General features: G+C 67.7%; 16 protein-coding genes. 6 read left to right on the top strand and 10 right to left on the bottom strand.

Translation table 11 applies throughout. The features are described 5' to 3' along the window. Positions 1-92 precede the first annotated feature (92 nt). The 4 genes from ALI144C_RS43650 to ALI144C_RS43660 form a co-directional block, all read right to left on the bottom strand. Positions 93-1,019, bottom strand: coding sequence for a bifunctional helix-turn-helix transcriptional regulator/GNAT family N-acetyltransferase (locus tag ALI144C_RS43650; protein WP_076993152.1), 927 nt, complete (start codon positions 1,017-1,019; stop codon positions 93-95). A 404-nt stretch (positions 1,020-1,423) separates the two neighbouring features. Next, on the bottom strand, positions 1,424-1,573 hold the full coding sequence (locus ALI144C_RS56060; protein ID WP_168211503.1) for a hypothetical protein: 150 nt from the start codon (positions 1,571-1,573) through the stop codon (positions 1,424-1,426). A gap of 187 nt (positions 1,574-1,760) precedes the next feature. Further along, positions 1,761-2,954 (bottom strand): AAA family ATPase, encoded by a 1,194-nt coding sequence (locus tag ALI144C_RS43655; RefSeq protein WP_076993708.1) that lies wholly within the window; start codon positions 2,952-2,954, stop codon positions 1,761-1,763. A 125-nt stretch (positions 2,955-3,079) separates the two neighbouring features. Continuing rightward, positions 3,080-4,360, bottom strand: coding sequence for an acetyl-CoA C-acetyltransferase (locus ALI144C_RS43660; RefSeq protein WP_143231216.1), 1,281 nt, complete (start codon positions 4,358-4,360; stop codon positions 3,080-3,082). 78 nt (positions 4,361-4,438) lie between these two features. Between ALI144C_RS43660 and ALI144C_RS43665 the strand changes: the two genes are divergently transcribed. Both ALI144C_RS43665 and ALI144C_RS43670 read left to right on the top strand, forming a co-directional pair. Next, positions 4,439-5,755 carry a 3-oxoacyl-ACP reductase gene (locus ALI144C_RS43665; RefSeq protein ID WP_076993154.1) on the top strand — a complete coding sequence of 439 codons (1,317 nt, stop codon included), beginning with the start codon at positions 4,439-4,441 and terminating at the stop codon, positions 5,753-5,755. 3 nt (positions 5,756-5,758) lie between these two features. Next, positions 5,759-6,604: a MaoC family dehydratase gene (locus ALI144C_RS43670; protein WP_076993155.1), complete on the top strand. Its 846-nt coding sequence runs from the start codon at positions 5,759-5,761 to the stop codon at positions 6,602-6,604. Between the two features lie 164 nt (positions 6,605-6,768). Here the strand turns inward: ALI144C_RS43670 and ALI144C_RS43675 are convergent, their stop codons facing one another. After that, a complete protein-coding gene (locus tag ALI144C_RS43675) occupies positions 6,769-7,416 on the bottom strand; it encodes a TetR/AcrR family transcriptional regulator (RefSeq protein ID WP_237774601.1) in 648 nt (215 codons plus the stop codon). Positions 7,417-7,507: 91 nt separating this feature from the next. On the opposite strand from ALI144C_RS43675, the gene ALI144C_RS43680 reads away from it, so the two are divergent. Together ALI144C_RS43680 and ALI144C_RS43685 are read left to right on the top strand one after the other, a co-directional pair. Then, positions 7,508-8,149, top strand: a complete 642-nt coding sequence (locus ALI144C_RS43680; RefSeq protein WP_076993157.1) for an SCP2 sterol-binding domain-containing protein — start codon at positions 7,508-7,510, stop codon at positions 8,147-8,149. Next, entirely contained in the window at positions 8,146-8,724 is a 579-nt protein-coding gene (locus ALI144C_RS43685) for an SCP2 sterol-binding domain-containing protein (RefSeq protein WP_237774602.1), read from the top strand. Before ALI144C_RS43680 ends, ALI144C_RS43685 begins: the two co-directional genes overlap by 4 nt. On the opposite strand, the gene pdxR is transcribed toward ALI144C_RS43685, so the two are convergent. Continuing rightward, positions 8,687-10,039: a MocR-like pyridoxine biosynthesis transcription factor PdxR gene (gene pdxR, locus ALI144C_RS43690; protein ID WP_076993158.1), complete on the bottom strand. Its 1,353-nt coding sequence runs from the start codon at positions 10,037-10,039 to the stop codon at positions 8,687-8,689. The two genes, ALI144C_RS43685 and pdxR, sit on opposite strands and share 38 nt — an antisense overlap. A gap of 46 nt (positions 10,040-10,085) precedes the next feature. Here pdxR and ALI144C_RS43695 point away from each other — a divergent pair, with 46 nt between their 5' ends. After that, complete coding sequence (locus ALI144C_RS43695; protein WP_076993159.1) at positions 10,086-11,048, top strand: aldo/keto reductase; 963 nt, start codon at positions 10,086-10,088, stop codon at positions 11,046-11,048. On the opposite strand, the gene ALI144C_RS43700 is transcribed toward ALI144C_RS43695, so the two are convergent. Beyond that, positions 11,042-11,776, bottom strand: a complete 735-nt coding sequence (locus ALI144C_RS43700; RefSeq protein ID WP_143231217.1) for a helix-turn-helix domain-containing protein — start codon at positions 11,774-11,776, stop codon at positions 11,042-11,044. The genes ALI144C_RS43695 and ALI144C_RS43700 overlap by 7 nt on opposite strands. A gap of 51 nt (positions 11,777-11,827) precedes the next feature. Between ALI144C_RS43700 and ALI144C_RS43705 the strand changes: the two genes are divergently transcribed. Further along, positions 11,828-12,400, top strand: coding sequence for a TIGR03086 family metal-binding protein (locus ALI144C_RS43705; protein ID WP_083753913.1), 573 nt, complete (start codon positions 11,828-11,830; stop codon positions 12,398-12,400). On the opposite strand, the gene ALI144C_RS43710 is transcribed toward ALI144C_RS43705, so the two are convergent. Genes ALI144C_RS43710 through pdhA form a run of 3 tightly spaced genes read right to left on the bottom strand, consistent with a single transcriptional unit; the run spans position 12,397 to position 15,935 of the window. Further along, on the bottom strand, positions 12,397-13,704 hold the full coding sequence (locus ALI144C_RS43710; RefSeq protein ID WP_076993160.1) for a dihydrolipoamide acetyltransferase family protein: 1,308 nt from the start codon (positions 13,702-13,704) through the stop codon (positions 12,397-12,399). The genes ALI144C_RS43705 and ALI144C_RS43710 overlap by 4 nt on opposite strands. A gap of 3 nt (positions 13,705-13,707) precedes the next feature. Continuing rightward, the gene (locus ALI144C_RS43715; RefSeq protein ID WP_076993161.1) at positions 13,708-14,727 is read right to left on the bottom strand and encodes an alpha-ketoacid dehydrogenase subunit beta; all 1,020 of its coding nucleotides are present in this window, start codon (positions 14,725-14,727) and stop codon (positions 13,708-13,710) included. Next, positions 14,727-15,935, bottom strand: coding sequence for a pyruvate dehydrogenase (acetyl-transferring) E1 component subunit alpha (pdhA, locus tag ALI144C_RS43720; protein ID WP_076993162.1), 1,209 nt, complete (start codon positions 15,933-15,935; stop codon positions 14,727-14,729). The genes ALI144C_RS43715 and pdhA overlap by 1 nt, the downstream gene beginning before the upstream one ends. Positions 15,936-16,136 lie beyond the last annotated feature (201 nt).

Consider the following 16,136-nt stretch of genomic DNA (forward strand, 5'->3'; position numbering starts at 1 on the left):
ACCAAACCACTGTTCGGCTGGTTAGTCGATGCTGCGTTCGAGTGTGATTTGTTCAACCCCGGCGGGTGCAATTGCGTTCCGCGCTTTTTCGACTACCGGTCGTCAAGGTCCTTGCTCCAAGTTTCTGCGGTCTGACCTGGGGCGAAGTCGTCGTGACGCTCGGATTCGACCACCGTGAAACCCCGGCTCTGGTATATCCGTCGCGCCGAGGTCAGCACGTTCATCGTCCACAGTTGAATTGTTCGGTAGCCGACCGAAGTCGCGAACCGCAGGCACTCGTCGACCAATCGGCCGCCGACGCCCATACCGCGGGCAGTTGGTTCAACCAGTAGTAACCGCAACTTCGCGGTGACGTTGTCCTTGCGTGTGCAGAACACGCTACCGACGCGTTCCCCGTTGATTTCCGCAATCCAGCCCGCTTCGTACTCCGGGTCGTGGTTCGCCGCGAAGTCGGCGATGATCCGCGCGACGACCGCTTCGTAGGGCCTGCCCCACTGGCGCTCCTGGGCGTAGAGCGCGCCGTTGCGTTCGACGACCCACCCGAGATCTCCCGGCCGGGGTGGGCGCAGCACAACCGTGTTGTCCCGATGGGTCGCGTCGAGACGGCGGCGGATCACGTCCATGGCCGTGACGAGTTCGCGCTGGTCGTTGTCGCCGAGCGGATCGAGCAGCCGGTGGACCGCTGCCTCGGATCGCTCGTTGAGCATCTTCATGGTGGTCCGGCCGACCTCGGTCAGTCCGGCCACCTGGCGCCTGCCGTCGGTCGCCGACTTGTCGCGGTCGACCAGGCCGTCGGCCTCGAACCGGCTCAGCAGCCGGGACAGGTAGCCGGCGTCCAGGCCCAGATCCCGGCGCAAGGTCGTGACCTCGGTGTGCTCGCGTTGGCTCAACTCGTAGAGCACGCGCGACTCGGTGAGCGAGTAGGGCGTTTCGTTCAAGCCTTCGGCGAGCACGCCGAGTACGCGCGTGTAGAAGCGGTTGAACTCACGGATGGACTGGACGCGTTCGTCCGGGATCATTGGACCACCTCAAAGAACTCTTTGACGCAGTCAAATATATCGGGCCGTCAACCCTTGGTTGTGTGGTCGACAACGGCTCCGGCCGCGATCTTGGTTCCACCGACGTCCAGCGCGAGAACGGTCATCCCCACGCGGGACACACCAACGAGGGAACGTCTACCCGGTTCGTGACCGGCTGGCGACCGCCCGGGCCGCCGGGCCGGACCACCGGCCCGAGACAGTGGAAGACCCCGGGATGCTGCCAGGTCGGGGGTCCGCCAGCATCTCGGGGTCACTGGGAACATCGCCGGTCTGTACCAAGTCGTTACCGACTTCCCGGATGTGTTCCAGCTCACTCTTTCGAGTGTACTTATTCAGCTGTTGGTGGATGGCTCAACCACTCTGCGTGCTGGCCCGACCCTGGGTCAGCGAAGGTGGTTGGCCTGCTGGTGCTGCGCGATCATGATCAGCTCGTGACGCATCGCGGGCGTCGCGGCACTGTCGATCGCACGGTTGACTGCTCGCCGGGTACGGGCCTCGGCGCGGCGGGCACGAATCTTGGCGGCGATGTTCACAGGTACTGCACCCCTTGGCTTGTGTCTCGGTGGTTCTGTACCTATTATGCGCGCTCGCGCCCGAGAATGCACCCGATTGTCCGGTGATATGACGCACACGCCGACGATTCGTTGGTCAAAGAGGGTGCTCGGCCGGACATGTCGTCTTATCCCGCCGTCTACCTGGCGGACTAGAGTTCGTTAGACGTCACTCCTCGCGGCCCAACAGGAAGCGTCCGAAGTGCGGCACGGTGAACGCGATCCGGCCCCGTTCGGCGGAGTACACGAGGCCCTTCTTGATCAAGCTGTCCCGTGCGGGCGACAGCGACGACGGCTTGCGCCCCAGGAAGACAGCGATGTCCGTGGTGCTGACGCCCTCGTCGCGCCCCTCGGTCAGCTCGGCTATCGCCCGCAGGTACTCCCGCTCGGCGGGCGTCGCGCGTTCGTAGCGTGAGCCGAAGAACCCGACGGCCAGTTCCGTCTCCGCCTCCGGCGCCGCCACCTGCACGTCCTCGGCCGTGATCGGATCGCTGGGCGCGGCGTCCCACGCCGCCTTGCCGTACGCCTGGATGAAGTACGGATAACCGCCGGACGCCTCGAACAAGGCGTCCAACGCGTCCGAGGTGATGTCCGCGTCCTCACGGGTGACCGGCGCGAGGATCGCCTGGTGGGCATCCTCCTGGTCGAGCCGGTCGATCCGGACGTACCGGAACAGCCTTTCCGAGTAAGACTTGCTCGCCGACAACACCGCGGGCAGGTGCGGCAGCCCCGCCCCGACGACCACGAGCGGCGCCTGGTTCTGCGACAGCTCGTGGCAGGCGGCGCACATCGCGGACACGTCATCGGGCAGCAGGTCCTGCATCTCGTCGATCAGCAGCGCGACCCCGGTTCCCACGTCCTGCGCGAGTTCGGCGACGTCGGTGAACAACTCGACCAGGTCGATCTCGATGTCGCCGGAGTCCGCCCGTCCGTTGGCCGCGGGCACGTCGATACCGGGTTGCCAGCGGTCCCGCAGCTTGGCGCCCTCCGGCGCGGCCCGCAGCGCAAACGCTTTCAGCACGCCGAGGACGTGTTCGACGCGATCCGGCGCGCGGTGCCGCACGGCCAGATCCCGTACGGCGCGGTGCAGGGCGGCGGACAGCGGCCTGCGCAGATCCGCGTCGGGGCGTGCTTCGATCTTGCCCGCGCCCCAGCCGCGTTTGAGCGCCATCGACCGGAGTTCGCCGAGCAGCACGGTCTTGCCGACACCCCGCAGGCCGGTCAGGACAAGGCTGCGCTCCGGCCGCCCGCGTGCGATGCGTTCCAGCACGACCTCGAAGGCGGCGACTTCCTTGTCCCGACCGGCGAGCTCGGGCGGGCGCTGGCCCGCGCCGGGAGCGAACGGGTTGCGTACCGGGTCCATCATCGGAAGGTATCGGCCTGTCTAGCGTCGATCCGATATTCCCGGATACATCGGTACGGCGTGTCGTCCATCGGGACGTCTACGGCTTTCTAGCCTTGGAACTAGAAAGCCGTAGACGCCGCTACTCACTTCTCGACGATGGCGGTGACGCCCTGGCCGCCCGCCGCGCAGATCGAGATCAGCCCGCGGCCGGAGCCGCGCTCGTTCAGCAGCTTGGCCAGGGTGGCGACGATCCGGCCGCCGGTCGCGGCGAACGGGTGCCCGGCGGCCAGCGACGAGCCGTTGACGTTGAGCTTGCTCCGGTCGATCGAGCCGAGCGGTTCGTCGAGGCCGAGCTTCTCCTTGGTGAACGTCGAGTCCTCCCACGCCTTGAGCGTGGCGAGCACCTGCGAGGCGAACGCCTCGTGGATCTCGTAGAAGTCGAAGTCCTGCAACGAAATCCCGGCACGGGCCAGCATCCGCGGCACGGCGTACGCCGGAGCCATCAGCAGGCCCTCGCCGCCGTGCACGTAGTCGACGGCCGCGGTCTCGGTGAAGGTCAGGTACGCCAGCACCGGCAACCGCCGCGCCTTCGCCCACTGGTCCGTGGCCAGCAGAACCGTGGAAGCGCCATCGGTCAGCGGAGTCGAGTTGCCCGCGGTCATCGTGCCGTCGGAGCCGCCGAACACCGGCTTGAGCTTCGCGAGCTTCTCCACCGACGAATCGGCCCGGAGGTTCTGGTCACGCTGCAGGCCCAAGTAAGGCGTGATCAGGTCGTCGAAGAAGCCGCGCTCGTAGGCCGCGGCCAGGTGGTGGTGGCTCGCGGCGGCCAGTTCGTCCTGGGCGGCTCGTTCGATTCCCCACTCCTTCGCCGTGATCGCGGCGTGGTCACCCATCGACAGCCCGGTGCGCGGCTCGGCGTTGCGCGGGATGTCCGGGATGATGTGGCCGGGCCGCAGCTTGGCCAGCAGCCGCAGCCGCCCGCCGAGCGACTTGGTCCGGTTGAGCCGCAGCAGGATCGCGCGCAGGTCCTCGTGCACACCGATCGGCGCGTCGCTGGTGGTGTCCACGCCGCCCGCGACGCCCGCGTCGATCTGACCGAGTGCGATCTTGTTCGCCACCTGGATGATCGCCTGCAGGCCGGTGCCGCACGCCTGCTGGATGTCGTACGCCGGGGTTTCCGGGGAAAGCCGTGAGCCGAGCACGGACTCACGTGCCAGGTTGAAGTCGCGGCTGTGCTTGAGCACCGCGCCCGCGGCGACTTCGCCCAGCCGTTCGCCTTGCAGTGAGAAGCGGCTGACGAGTCCGTCGAGTGCCGCGGTGAACATGTCCTGGTTCGAAGCGGTGGCGTAAGGGCCGTTCGACCGGGCGAACGGGATCCGGTTACCGCCGATGATCGCGACCCGCTTCAAGCCTCGTGGCGCCATCTCGTCCTCCCACATAGGTCGTACTGGCCATCTTAACCTACTCACAAGTAGTATTACCGCGAGTAGGGAGGCGTCACGATGACCGATGGCTACAGCCGATTCGCTCGTTCGGGACCAGGAAAACTCCTGGTCAAACGGCTAGGACTGCCCAATCCGGCACCGTTGCTGCGGTATCGGGCCGGACAGCCCGCACTGCCCGGACCAGCGGTTGTCGGGTCGGCCAAGGGTGGCCGCCTCGAAGAGCAGATCCGCAAGACCCTCGCCCAGTCCGGCGTCGACGTCATCGACACGGCCGATCGACCAGGCGCTTTGGTGTTCGACGCGACCGGCATCGACAGCCCCGAGCGGCTGCGTGAGCTTTACGACTTCTTCCACGCGCGCATCCGGGGTATTGCCCCGTCCGGACGCGTCGTGGTTCTCGGCACAACGCCGGACGGCTCGAAGGAGTCGATCCCGCAGCGCGCGCTCGAAGGCTTCACGCGCTCGGTCGGCAAGGAACTCAAGCGCGGCGCCACCGCGCAGTTGGTGTACGTCGCACCCGGAGCCGAGGACAACATCGAGTCGACCCTGCGGTTCCTGCTGTCGGCCAAGTCCACCTACGTCGACGGCCAGGTGATCCGGATCGGCGAGGGCACGGTCACCCGCCCGGAGAACTGGCTCACGCCGTTGGAAGGCAAGGTCGCACTGGTCACCGGCGCGTCACGCGGCATCGGCGCGTCCATCGCCGACGTGCTCGCCCGCGACGGCGCCCACGTCGTCGTCCTGGACATCCCCGCACAGGGCGAAGAGCTCTCCAAGGTGGCCAACCGCGTCGGCGGCTCGGCACTGCAACTCGACATCACCGCGCCGGAAGCGCCCACCCAGCTCGCCGAGTACTTCAAGACACGCCACGGCGGCGTCGACATCGTCGTGCACAACGCGGGCATCACCCGTGACAAGACGCTCGCCAACATGACAGACGCCCAATGGGACTCGGTGCTGTCGGTGAACCTGGCCTGCCAGTTGCGGATCAACGACGTCCTGCTGGAGGGAACGCTGAAGCCCGGCGGCCGGATCGTCGGCGTCTCGTCGATCGCGGGCATCGCGGGCAACGTCGGCCAGACCAACTACGGCACCAGCAAGGCCGGCGTGATCGGCATGGTGAACGCCTACGCGCCACTGCTGGCCGAGCAGGGCGGCACGATCAACGCGGTCGCGCCCGGCTTCATCGAGACGAAGATGACCGCCGCGGTGCCGTTGTTCATCAGGGAAGCCGGTCGCCGGATGAACAGCATGTCCCAGGGCGGGCTGCCGGTGGACGTCGCCGAGGCGATCGCCTGGTACGCCAGCCCGGCATCCGGCGGGGTGAACGGCAACGTGGTACGCGTCTGCGGCCAGAGCCTGATCGGAGCCTGACCCATGCCGATCACGCACACCCACGAACTGGACGCTCCGCCCAACCTGCTGGCGCTGTACGGCAAAGCCGCCATCACCGGCATCGGCAGGCGAGGCGGCTCTCTGCCGTCCACTGTGTACAGCCGGTCGACGGTGGCGATCGACCAGGAACACCTGGCCCGCTACGCCAAGGTCTGCGGCTTCCGCCTCACCGACCAGCTGCCGGTGACGTACCCGCACATCCTCGGTTTCTCGTTGCAGGTCAAGCTGATGACCGACAGCGACTTCCCCTTCCCGCTGGTCGGCACAGTGCACGCGGCCAACCGCATCACTCAGGTGCGCCCTTTGTTCGTGACCGACGCGCCTCAGTTGCGTGTGCACGTGGAGAACCTGCGCGACCATCCCAAGGGCAAGCAGTTCGACGTGATCACCGAAGCCCTCCTCGGCGAGGAACTGGTGTGGCACAGCACCAGCACCTACTTGCGTCGCAAGGGCTCCGGCTCGTCCGGGGAGAAGAAAGCCACCGAAGCCCCCAAGGCGCAGGCGGAGTGGTACGTCCCGGACGATATAGGCCGCCGTTACGGCGAGGTCTCCGGCGACCGCAACCCGATCCACCTGCACGCGCTGACCGCCAAACTGTTCGGGTTCCCCCGCGCGATCGCGCACGGGATGTGGACGAAAGCCCGCAGCATCGCCGCTTTCGAAGGACGGCTGCCGGAGGCGTACACGGTCGACGTGTCGTTCAAGCTACCGGTGATGCTGCCGTCGAAGGTCGGCTTCGCCGGTGTTCGCACCGACGAGGGGTGGGGGTTCGAGCTGTTCAACGCCCGCACGGGCAAACCCCACCTCAGCGGCAGGATCACCGGCTGACGGCCGTACTTTCACGCCCATGGGATCATCGGCGAATCTGGTTGTCCACAACTGACCGGTAACCCCGTTGACCAGGCCTGTTGCCGATAGACTGGAGCCGGGGACGCCCCCCGGGTTGGGCGGGGGACTGTTATGGGGATGGTGGGCTTGGGAAGGCTGGGGAATCAGTGGTCGGATGGTGACCAGGTGTTTCCTTCCACCAGGTCGCCGAAGCCCATCCAGACCAGGTTCATCAGCCAGGCCACCACTGTCCTCGTCGGCACTGCCGGGTGGTCGAGCCACCAGTCCGCCAGTGATTCGCTGGCGCCGACGAGGGCCGCGGACATCGCCTCCGTGCTCTTCTGCGCGTGTTCGTCCATGCCTCGTTTGGTGGCGACTCCCACCAGCAGCGCGTCGACCAGGGTGATCGCCCTTGAGCGCATCGCCAGTACTTCGTCGCTGAACGGGCCGCCCTGTGAGATCACCTGGCGGTGGAGCACCCGCCAGCTTTGCTTGTTGCCGCCCACGAACTCGAAGAAGGCTTTCAAACCCATCCACAGCTGCATGTCCGGGGCCACGGTCGCGTCCACGCCTGCCACGATCGCTTCGAGCAGCAGGCCCGCCTCGCGCCTGATGCACGCCGCGAACAGGTCTTCCTTCGAGCCGAGGTAGGCGTAGATCATCGGTTTGGACACGCCCGCGACCTCGGAGACCTCGTCCATCGAGGCCTCGTGGTACCCGTGCTCGGAGAACACGCGGACGGCCGCGTCCAGGATCTGCTTCTCCCGGACTTCCCGTGGTAGCCGTTTGACACGCCTGTCCTCCACGCTCACCGCATCCACCCCTCCGCGTCTCGTACGACAGATTGCCATCGTATCTACCCGACCGTATTCTTACTCCGGAGTAGGTAACGAGGAGGCGTTCATGCCCGACCTCAGTGTTGAGGCCATCAGCCGGCTCAGCCCCAGTGAGCTGATCGCGCTGATCGACCAGTTGGAACCCACGACCGAGGGCCTCGGCGACATCGACATCGACGAGGTCGCGCGGCTGATCGACCCGGCGAGGCTCAAGGGCGACGAGTTCGTCCGGCTGATCTCCGGCCTGCAACGGCTGTCCGGCGGGAGCGTCGACATCGCCAGGATGGGCCCGCGGACCTTCGCCCGGCTCATCTCGGGCGCGTCGAAGAGCCAGCTCGACGAGGTGCTGTCGCGTCCCGAGCTGCGTGCGTTGATCCTCGGCGAGATCTTCCGCCGGATGACCACGCACCTGCGCAAGGAGAAGGCACGCGACGTCAACGCTGTCGTGCACTGGCGGTTCTCCGGGGGCAGCGGCGAAGGCGGCTACGACCGCTACGAGACCGTCATCGCGGACGGCGCCTGCACGGTCAACCAGGACATGGCGAACTCCAGCCGGGTCACGATCACCATGCCGCCGCAGGACTTCCTGCGCCTGATCACGTCGAACGCGTCGGCTCCTGTGCTGTTCATGACGGGCAAGCTCAAGCTGCGGGGTGACCTGCCGTTCGCCGCGGGCATGCTCAGCATGTTCGACCTGCCGAAGCCTTGAGGACCTGGCACCGGCTGGCGGACGAGCCGAAGCTGGGTGCGTTCGACGAGTTCGCCCGGTCGATCGACCTCGAGAAACTCGACCCCGGCCAGTTCGTCCGTCTCATCGAGACGATGGACATGCTCGGCAGGGCCGGTACCGGCATCGAACTCGCCGGGTTGAGCACCAGCACGTTCGTCCGGATCATCGAGCAGGCGTCGGCCGCGCAGCTCGACGCCCTGATGGAACACACCGAACTGCGTTCGGTCGTGCTGGCCGAGCTGTTCGGGCGGATGGGCAGGCACCTCAAACCCGGCGCGCCGAACCTGGTGCTGCACTGGCGGTTCACCGGCGGCTGCGAAGCCGGTGGCTACGACCGCTACCAGACCGTCATCGAGAATGGACAGTGCGTCTCGGGAATCGTGCAGGACCGCGATCCCCGTGCGACTGTCACCATCGTCCCGACGGACTTCCTGAAGGTCGCGACCGGCAACGCGTCCGCGCCGCTGCTGTTCCTGCGTGGGCGGGTGAAGGTCAAGGGGGACATCCCCTGCGTCGCTAACTTCCCGAACCACTTCGACCTATCGAGTCCTTGAGCACGGCGACCGCGTCGGTCACCGAGCTGTCCGCCAGGTTGCCGTAGCCCAGCACGAGCGCCGGATCGCCGGGACGGGTGCGGTACGCGTCCATGCTGACCAGCTTCAGCCCCTGGGCCGCCGCGTGGTCGACCACTTCGGACGCGTCGGTGTCCAATGGCAACACCAGGTGCAGGCCCGCCGCCGCGCCGGAGACGGTCAACGGGTCGAGCGATTCCAGCAGGGCGTCGCGCCTGGCGCGGTAGCGCAGTCTTGCCGCCCGCAGGTACCGGTGGTACGAGCCCTGCTCGATGAAAGTGGCCAGTGCCAACTGGTTCACGACCGACGGCGCCGCCTTCGGCACCCTTTCGGTCCACTGTGGTGGGACTACGTACCAGCCGATGCCGAGCGCCGGGCTCAGCGTCTTGCTGACCGAGCCGAACAGGAAGACCCGCCGGGGATCCATGCCCTGCACGGTGCCGACCGGCTTGCGGTCGTAGCGGAAGTCGGCGTCGTAGTCGTCCTCCAGGATCACCCCGTCGACGTCCCGCGCCCACGACAACAACGCCGCCCGCCGCTCCGGTGAGAGCACGACACCGGACGGGAACTGGTGCGCGGGCGTCACGACCACCGCGCGCACCCCTGCTGGGATGTCGGAAACGCGCAGGCCGCCCGGGTCGACGGGCACGGGGACGATCTCCAGCCCGGCTTCCTCGGCAGCGCGCCAGACCTTCGTCCAGCCCGGTTCCTCCACCGCGATGCGCGTGATGCCCTCGGCGTGCAAAGCGCGGCCGACGAGTGTCACGCCGTGGCAGACCCCGGACGAGACGAGTACGTCGTTGGTGACCGCGCCACGGGTTCGGTGCAGGAACTCGGCCAGCACTGTGCGCAATCGGGGATGACCGCCTGCGGTCGGCAAGCCCAGATCGGTGTGCGGCGCCGCCGACAGCGCGTCGCGGACCGCGTCCGCCCAGCGCTTACGTGGAAACGCGCGCAGGTCCGGCAGACCGGGTGCGAGGTCGTGACGCGGCGGGACAGGGGCGGGCTTCGGTGGCACGGGACGCCAGACCTCGTCCGCCCAACAGTGCACGCGGGTGGCCGAACCGGCACGGGCCTCCAGGTAGCCCTCGGCGACCAGCTGCGCGTACGCCTGCGTGACCACCCACCGCGAGCACTGCAGATCCCCCGCCAGCCTGCGGCTCGGTGGCAGCGTCGCGCCCTTGCGCAGAACCCCGTCCCGGATCGCGCCGCGCAACGCGCGGGCGAGCTGGTCCGCCCCGGGGCCGGACACGTCCAGCAGGACGTCCCACCCCAAATTGGTCTGCGATCTACTCACGGAAGTGGACTGTAGTACCGGACCGATCGGTTCTAGGTTGGGTCGCATGAAGAGAGTTCAACTGGGAGAACAGACCGTCAGCCAGGTCGCGCTCGGCTGCATGGCCATGGGCACGCTCGCGGACAAGCCGACGTCCGGCCGCATCCTGGACGCCTACCTCGACGCGGGCGGCGACTTCCTGGACACCGCCGACTGCTACTCGTGGTGGAACTCGGACACGAGCGAAGGCGGCGAGAGCGAGCAGATCCTCGGCGAACTGCTGAAAGGCAGGCGCGACAAGGTCTTCCTCGCCACCAAGGTGTCGGCGATGATCACCGACTACGCGGCGGCACGCGAAACCGGCAACGCCGAGCCGTACTTCGTCGGCGCGGGCGCCGACGTGATCCGGCGTGGCATCGACGACAGCCTCCGCAGGCTCAAGACCGACCACGTCGACCTCTACTACATCCACGTCGACGACATGGCGACTCCGCTGGAGGAGACGCTGCAGGCGCTGGACGAGATCGTGCGGGCGGGCAAGGTCCGCTACATCGGCTGGAGCAACGTCTGGACCTGGCGGTTGGAGCGGATCCGCGCGCTGGCCCGCGCCAACGGCTGGGCCGTGCCGATCGTCGCGCAGCAGCAGTTGACGTACCTCGAACCGGTGCGCAGCCGTCGCAATGTCGCGGCCGCCGACATGCTGGCGTGGCTGGAGCACAACCCGGACGTCACGTTGGCCGCGTACGCGCCGATCCTCCAGGGTTCCTATGAAGAAGGGGGGAGGAGCAAGTCGATCTACAAGCAGTACGACAGCCCGGAAGCCGACGCGAAGCTGGCGGCTCTCGGCAAGGTCGCGCGGGAGCTGGGCGTGACCAACAGCCAAGTCGTGCTGGCCTGGTTGTTGCAGGTGTCGAACCAGGTCGCGCCGATCGTCGGACCACGGACCTGGGCGCACTACGAGGCGTACGCGCGTTCGTTCGACCTGGAGCTGTCGCCGGAACACGTTGCCCTGCTTGACGATGCTCAGTAGCGCTGCGCGTAGCGCGTCGGCGTCTCGCCGAACATCCTGGTGAAGTCCCTGGTGAAGTGGGCCTGGTCGGCGTAGCCGAGATCGGCGGCGAGCCCGGCCCAGTCGATCGCGTCGCCCTTGGCCATCCGCTCGGTCACCTCGTGCAGCCGGTAGCGGCGGATCACCCATTTCGGCCCGACGCCGACGTGTTCGGCGAACAACCGCTGCAGCTGGCGCACGGTCGTGTCGAACTCCGCCGCCAGTTCGTCGACCCGCACGATCTCAGGCGTGGCCGTGATCTCCTCGACGATCCGCGCCGCCAGTTCGGCCTTCGGGTCCGGCTCGGGCAGATTCGCCCGCAGGAAGTCCTCCACCTCACCGATCGCGTACTTCGCCGGAGTGCCATGGAAAACCTCGGCTGCCGGGATGACGCGGTCGGTGATGGTGGTGACCGCGCGGCCGAGGAACGGCCGGAACACCCCCGGCCGGAACGCGATGCCGAAGACCTTCTTGCGGCCGTCGAGTTCCTGGAACACGTGTCCACTGGAGACGCCGTTGACGTTGGCGGTGTCCTCGTGGAACGTCAGGTGCACGTTCGGGTACGGCACGATCAGCTGGCGGTACGGCTCCGCGTAGTCCCACTCGACCATCCAGTACCGGGCCACGTACGGCGCCAGGTCCGGTGCGGGCGCGGCGAACTCGTGGCTCTGGAACTTCCGCCAGGCCAGTTCACGCGGGTCCCGTCGCATCCGTCGCCTTTGTTCAATACACGCCCCGCCGACCACCCTACTGTTGCGCGCATGTCAGGGAACCAGCTGATCAAGCACGCCACCGGGCCCGTGATCGACGTCGTCAACGGGATCAAGCCGGACCAACTCGGCGCGGCGACGCCGTGCAGCGACTACGACGTCCGCAAGCTGCTCAACCACCTGCTGTACTGGGGGCCGTCACTGGAAGGCGCCGCGCGCAAGGAACTCGTGCCACCACCCGTCACCCCGGAAGACGAGACCGACATCCCGGACGACTGGCAGGACAAGCTGGTCTCGAACCTCGAGAAGCTCACCGCGTCCTGGAGCGAGCCGGACGCCTGGGACGGCACCACGCACATGGGCGGGCCGACCGAACTGCCCGCGGCGCTGGTCGGCGGCATGGTGACCGGTGAGGTCCTCATCCACGGCACCGACCTGGCCAGGGCCACCGGCCAGCGGCTGGAGTTCGACGCCGACCTGCTCGACTACGTCCACCATGAACTCGTCGCGAACGTGGAATGGGGCCGCGACATGGGCGTCTACGGGCCGGAAGTGCCCGTACCCGCAGACGCCCCGCTACTGGACCGGATCCTCGGCCTCACCGGCCGGGACCCGAACAGCTAGTACGTGATCGCGATGCTCGGGTCGGCGAGGAGGGCACCCACGTCCGCGAGGAACTCGGAACCCTGCTGACCGTCGATCACCCGGTGGTCGAAGCTCAGCGACAGCTGGCAGATCTTGCGCGGCACCACCTGGCCGTCGACCACCCACGGCATGTCGCGGATCGTGCCGAGCGCCAGGATCGCGGACTCGCCGGGGTTGATGATCGGTGTCCCGGTGTCCACACCGAACACCCCGATGTTGGTGATGGTGAACGTGCCGTTCGCCATCTCCGCCGGGGTGGTCTTGCCGTCGCGGGCCTTGACGGTCAGCGCTTCGAGCGCCTCGGCCAGTTCCCGCATCGACAGCTGGTCCGCGTCGTGGACCTTGGGCACGACCAGGCCACGCGGGGTGGCCGCGGCGATCCCCAGGTGCACGTACGACTTGTAGACGATCTCGTCGCCCGCCCACACGGCGTTGATGTCCGGCGTCCGCTTCATCGCCAGCAGCACGGCCTTCGCCGCGAACACCAGCGGCGTCAGCTTCACGCCACGGAACTGCGGGTGGTTCTTGAGCTTCGCCCGCAGTTCCATCATCGGCGTGACGTCGACGGTCATGAACTCGGTGACGTGCGGCGCGGTGAACGCACTGTCCACCATGGCCTTCGCCGTGGCCTTGCGGACACCGCGAACCGGGACACGGCGTTCCCGTTCACCCGAGGACACCACGGCAGGCGCCTGCGCAGCAGCGGGCGCTGCCGCGCGTTCGACGTCGTCCCGCGTGATGACCTGGCCAGCGACAGCCAGTGCCCGCAGGTCGACGCCGAGGTCCTTGGCCAGCTTGCGCACCGGCGGCTTGGCCAGCGGCACGTACCCGCCGGGCAGCGCCACGGGCTCCGGCTCTGGTTCGACGACGACCGGAGCAGCCGGAGCCGGAGCGGATCCCTTGCGGGCCCGGCGTTTCGCGGCACCGGTCTTCGGTCCGTAGCCGACCAGGCTCTGGATCCGGCCGTCCGCGCTCTCCTCGCCGATCTTGGTCCCGCCCCCGCCCGATGCGTCCGGAGTGGACTTCGGGGCGCCGTCGGGGTCGACGTCGAACACGATGAACGGCGTGCCGACCGCGACCGTCTCGCCCGGCTGGGCCAGCAGTTCGGCCACCACGCCCTCGTAGGGCGCGGGCAGTTCGACGGCCGCCTTGGACGTCTCGATCTCCACGAAGATGTCGTTGACCTTGACCTTCGACCCCACCTGGACGTGCCAGGTGAGGATCTCGGCCTCGACGAGACCTTCGCCGACGTCGGGAAGGGGGAAGTGCTTGAAGTCAGGCACGGGTCACCACGCCAGCGAACGGTCGACGGCATCGAGCACGCGGTCGAGGTCGGGGAGGTACTCCTCTTCGACCTTCGACGGCGGGTACGGCGTGTCGAACCCGGTCACCTTCAGCACCGGCGCCTCCAGCGAGTAGAAGCACTCGCGCTGCACCCGGTCGGCGATCTCGGACGCGATCGACACCTCACCCGGCGCCTCGCTGGCCACGACGAGGTGCCCGGTGCGGCGCACCGACTCGAACACCGGGTCCAGGTCAAGCGGGGACAACGTGCGCAGGTCGATCACCTCGAGGTCCTGCCCGCTCTCCGCGGCGGCGGTCGCCGCGTCCAGACAGGTCTTCACGAGCGGCCCGTACGTCGCGAGGGTCGCGGTCGTGCCCGGTCGCACCACACGCGACTTGAACAGCGGGTACGGCGTCGCTTCCGTGTCGATCTCGGCTTTCTCGTGGTAGCGCCGCTTCGGCTCGAAGAAGATCACCGGGTCGTCGGAGTCGATCGCCTGCTGGATCATCCAGTACGCGTCCACCGGGTTCGCGCAGGACACGACCTTGATCCCGGGCATGTGCGCGAAGTACGACTCCGGTGACTCGGAGTGGTGCTCGACCGCACCGACACCGCCGCCGAACGGAACGCGGATCACCAGCGGCAGCTTGAGCATGCCCTGCGTCCGGTAGTGCAGCTTGGCCACCTGGCTGGAGATCTGGTCGAACGCGGGGAAGATGAAGCCCTCGAACTGGATCTCGCACACCGGCCGGAACCCGCGCACGGCGAGGCCGACCGCGGTGCCGACGATGCCCGACTCGGCCAGCGGGGTGTCCAGCACCCGGTGCTCGCCGAAGTCCTTCTGCAGCCCGTCGGTGATTCGGTAGACGCCGCCCATCTTGCCGACGTCCTCGCCCATCACCAGGACCTTCGGGTCGCGCTCCATCGCGGCGCGCAGACCCATGTTGATCGCCTTGCCCATGGTCAGCTTCGTGGGCGCCGCGGGCACTGCCGTCTGCTTGTCCATCACTGGTGCCGCCATCAGTGCGCACCTCCCTCGAAACCGGCCAGGTAGTCCATGTACTCGTCGCGCTGCTTGTCCAGCAACGGGTTCCCACCCGCGTAGACCTTCGAGAAGATCCGTTCGGCCGGGGGATCCGGCATGTTGAAGCAGTACGCGCGCAGTTCGGAGGCCAACTGGTCGGCCTCGACCTGCACCTCTTCGAAGAACTCCGGCTCGGCCATGCCGTTGCGCACCAGGTGCACCCGGACGCGCTCGATCGGGTCCTTGAGCTTCCACGCCTCCAACTCGTCCGACAGCCGGTAGCGGGTGGGGTCGTCGGACGTGGTGTGCGCGTCCATCCGGTAGGTGAACGCCTCGATCAGCACCGGGCCGTTGCCCGTGCGGCACTCCTCCAACGCCCAGCGGGACACCGCGAGGCAGGCCAGCACGTCGTTGCCGTCAACGCGGATGCCGGGGAAGCCGTAGCCGCGGGCGCGCTGGTACAGCGGGAGCCTGCTCTGCCGCTCGGTCGGTTCGGAGATCGCCCATTGGTTGTTCTGGCAGTAGAAGACGACAGGCGCGTCGTACACGGCGGCCCACACGAAACCCTCGTGCACGTCGCCCTGGCTGGTGGCGCCGTCGCCGAAGAAGACCATGGTGGCCTCGGCGTCCGGCTCATGGCCGACCTTGCCGTCGAACCGCTGACCCATCGCGTACCCGGCCGCGTTCACGACCTGGTTGCCGATCACGATCGTGTACGGGTGGAACCGGTGTTCCACCGGGTCCCACTCGGAGTGCTGCGTGCCCCGGAACGTGGCGAGGATCTGCTCCGGCTTGATGCCGCGGCACCAGGCGACGCCGTGCTCGCGGTAGCTCGGGAACGCCATGTCCTGCGGCTTGAGCGCACGGCCCGCGCCGATCTGCGCGGCTTCCTGGCCGAGCAGCGGGACCCAGATGCCCAACTGCCCCTGGCGCTGCAGGGCGTTGCCCTCACGGTCGGCGCGGCGAACGAGAACCATGTCGCGGTACAGGCCCCGCAGTTGTTCGGCACCGATGTCGTCGACGTACTTGTCGAACTCGGGGTTCGCTACTCGCTCACCCTCCGGCGTCAGGAGCTCGACCAGCTCCGCGCCACCTTCGTTGGTCGCACGCAAACCCGCGATCACCTGTTCTGGGGTCGGTTTCGCCGCGGTTGCGGCTGGACCGCCTCCCGGCTCCGGGTGCGTCCACTGTTCTGGGGACGACATGCGGCTTACTCCTCGCGTTCGAGGCCACGGCATCGCTCGTGACGGCACCTGGCGGCCACTCCGGTCGCCTGCCACCACCTCAGGTTGGGAGGCGGACAGCGGCGGTCGGCGTTGACGGCTGTCACATCCATCCTGGCACGCCCGCCCTCGATCTGGTGAGCCCGGCACGTGCCCGCAATCGTCTCGAAATCGTCCTGAGCA

This window comes from Actinosynnema sp. ALI-1.44 (assembly GCF_001984155.1).
Classification (GTDB): Bacteria; Actinomycetota; Actinomycetes; order Mycobacteriales; family Pseudonocardiaceae; genus Kibdelosporangium.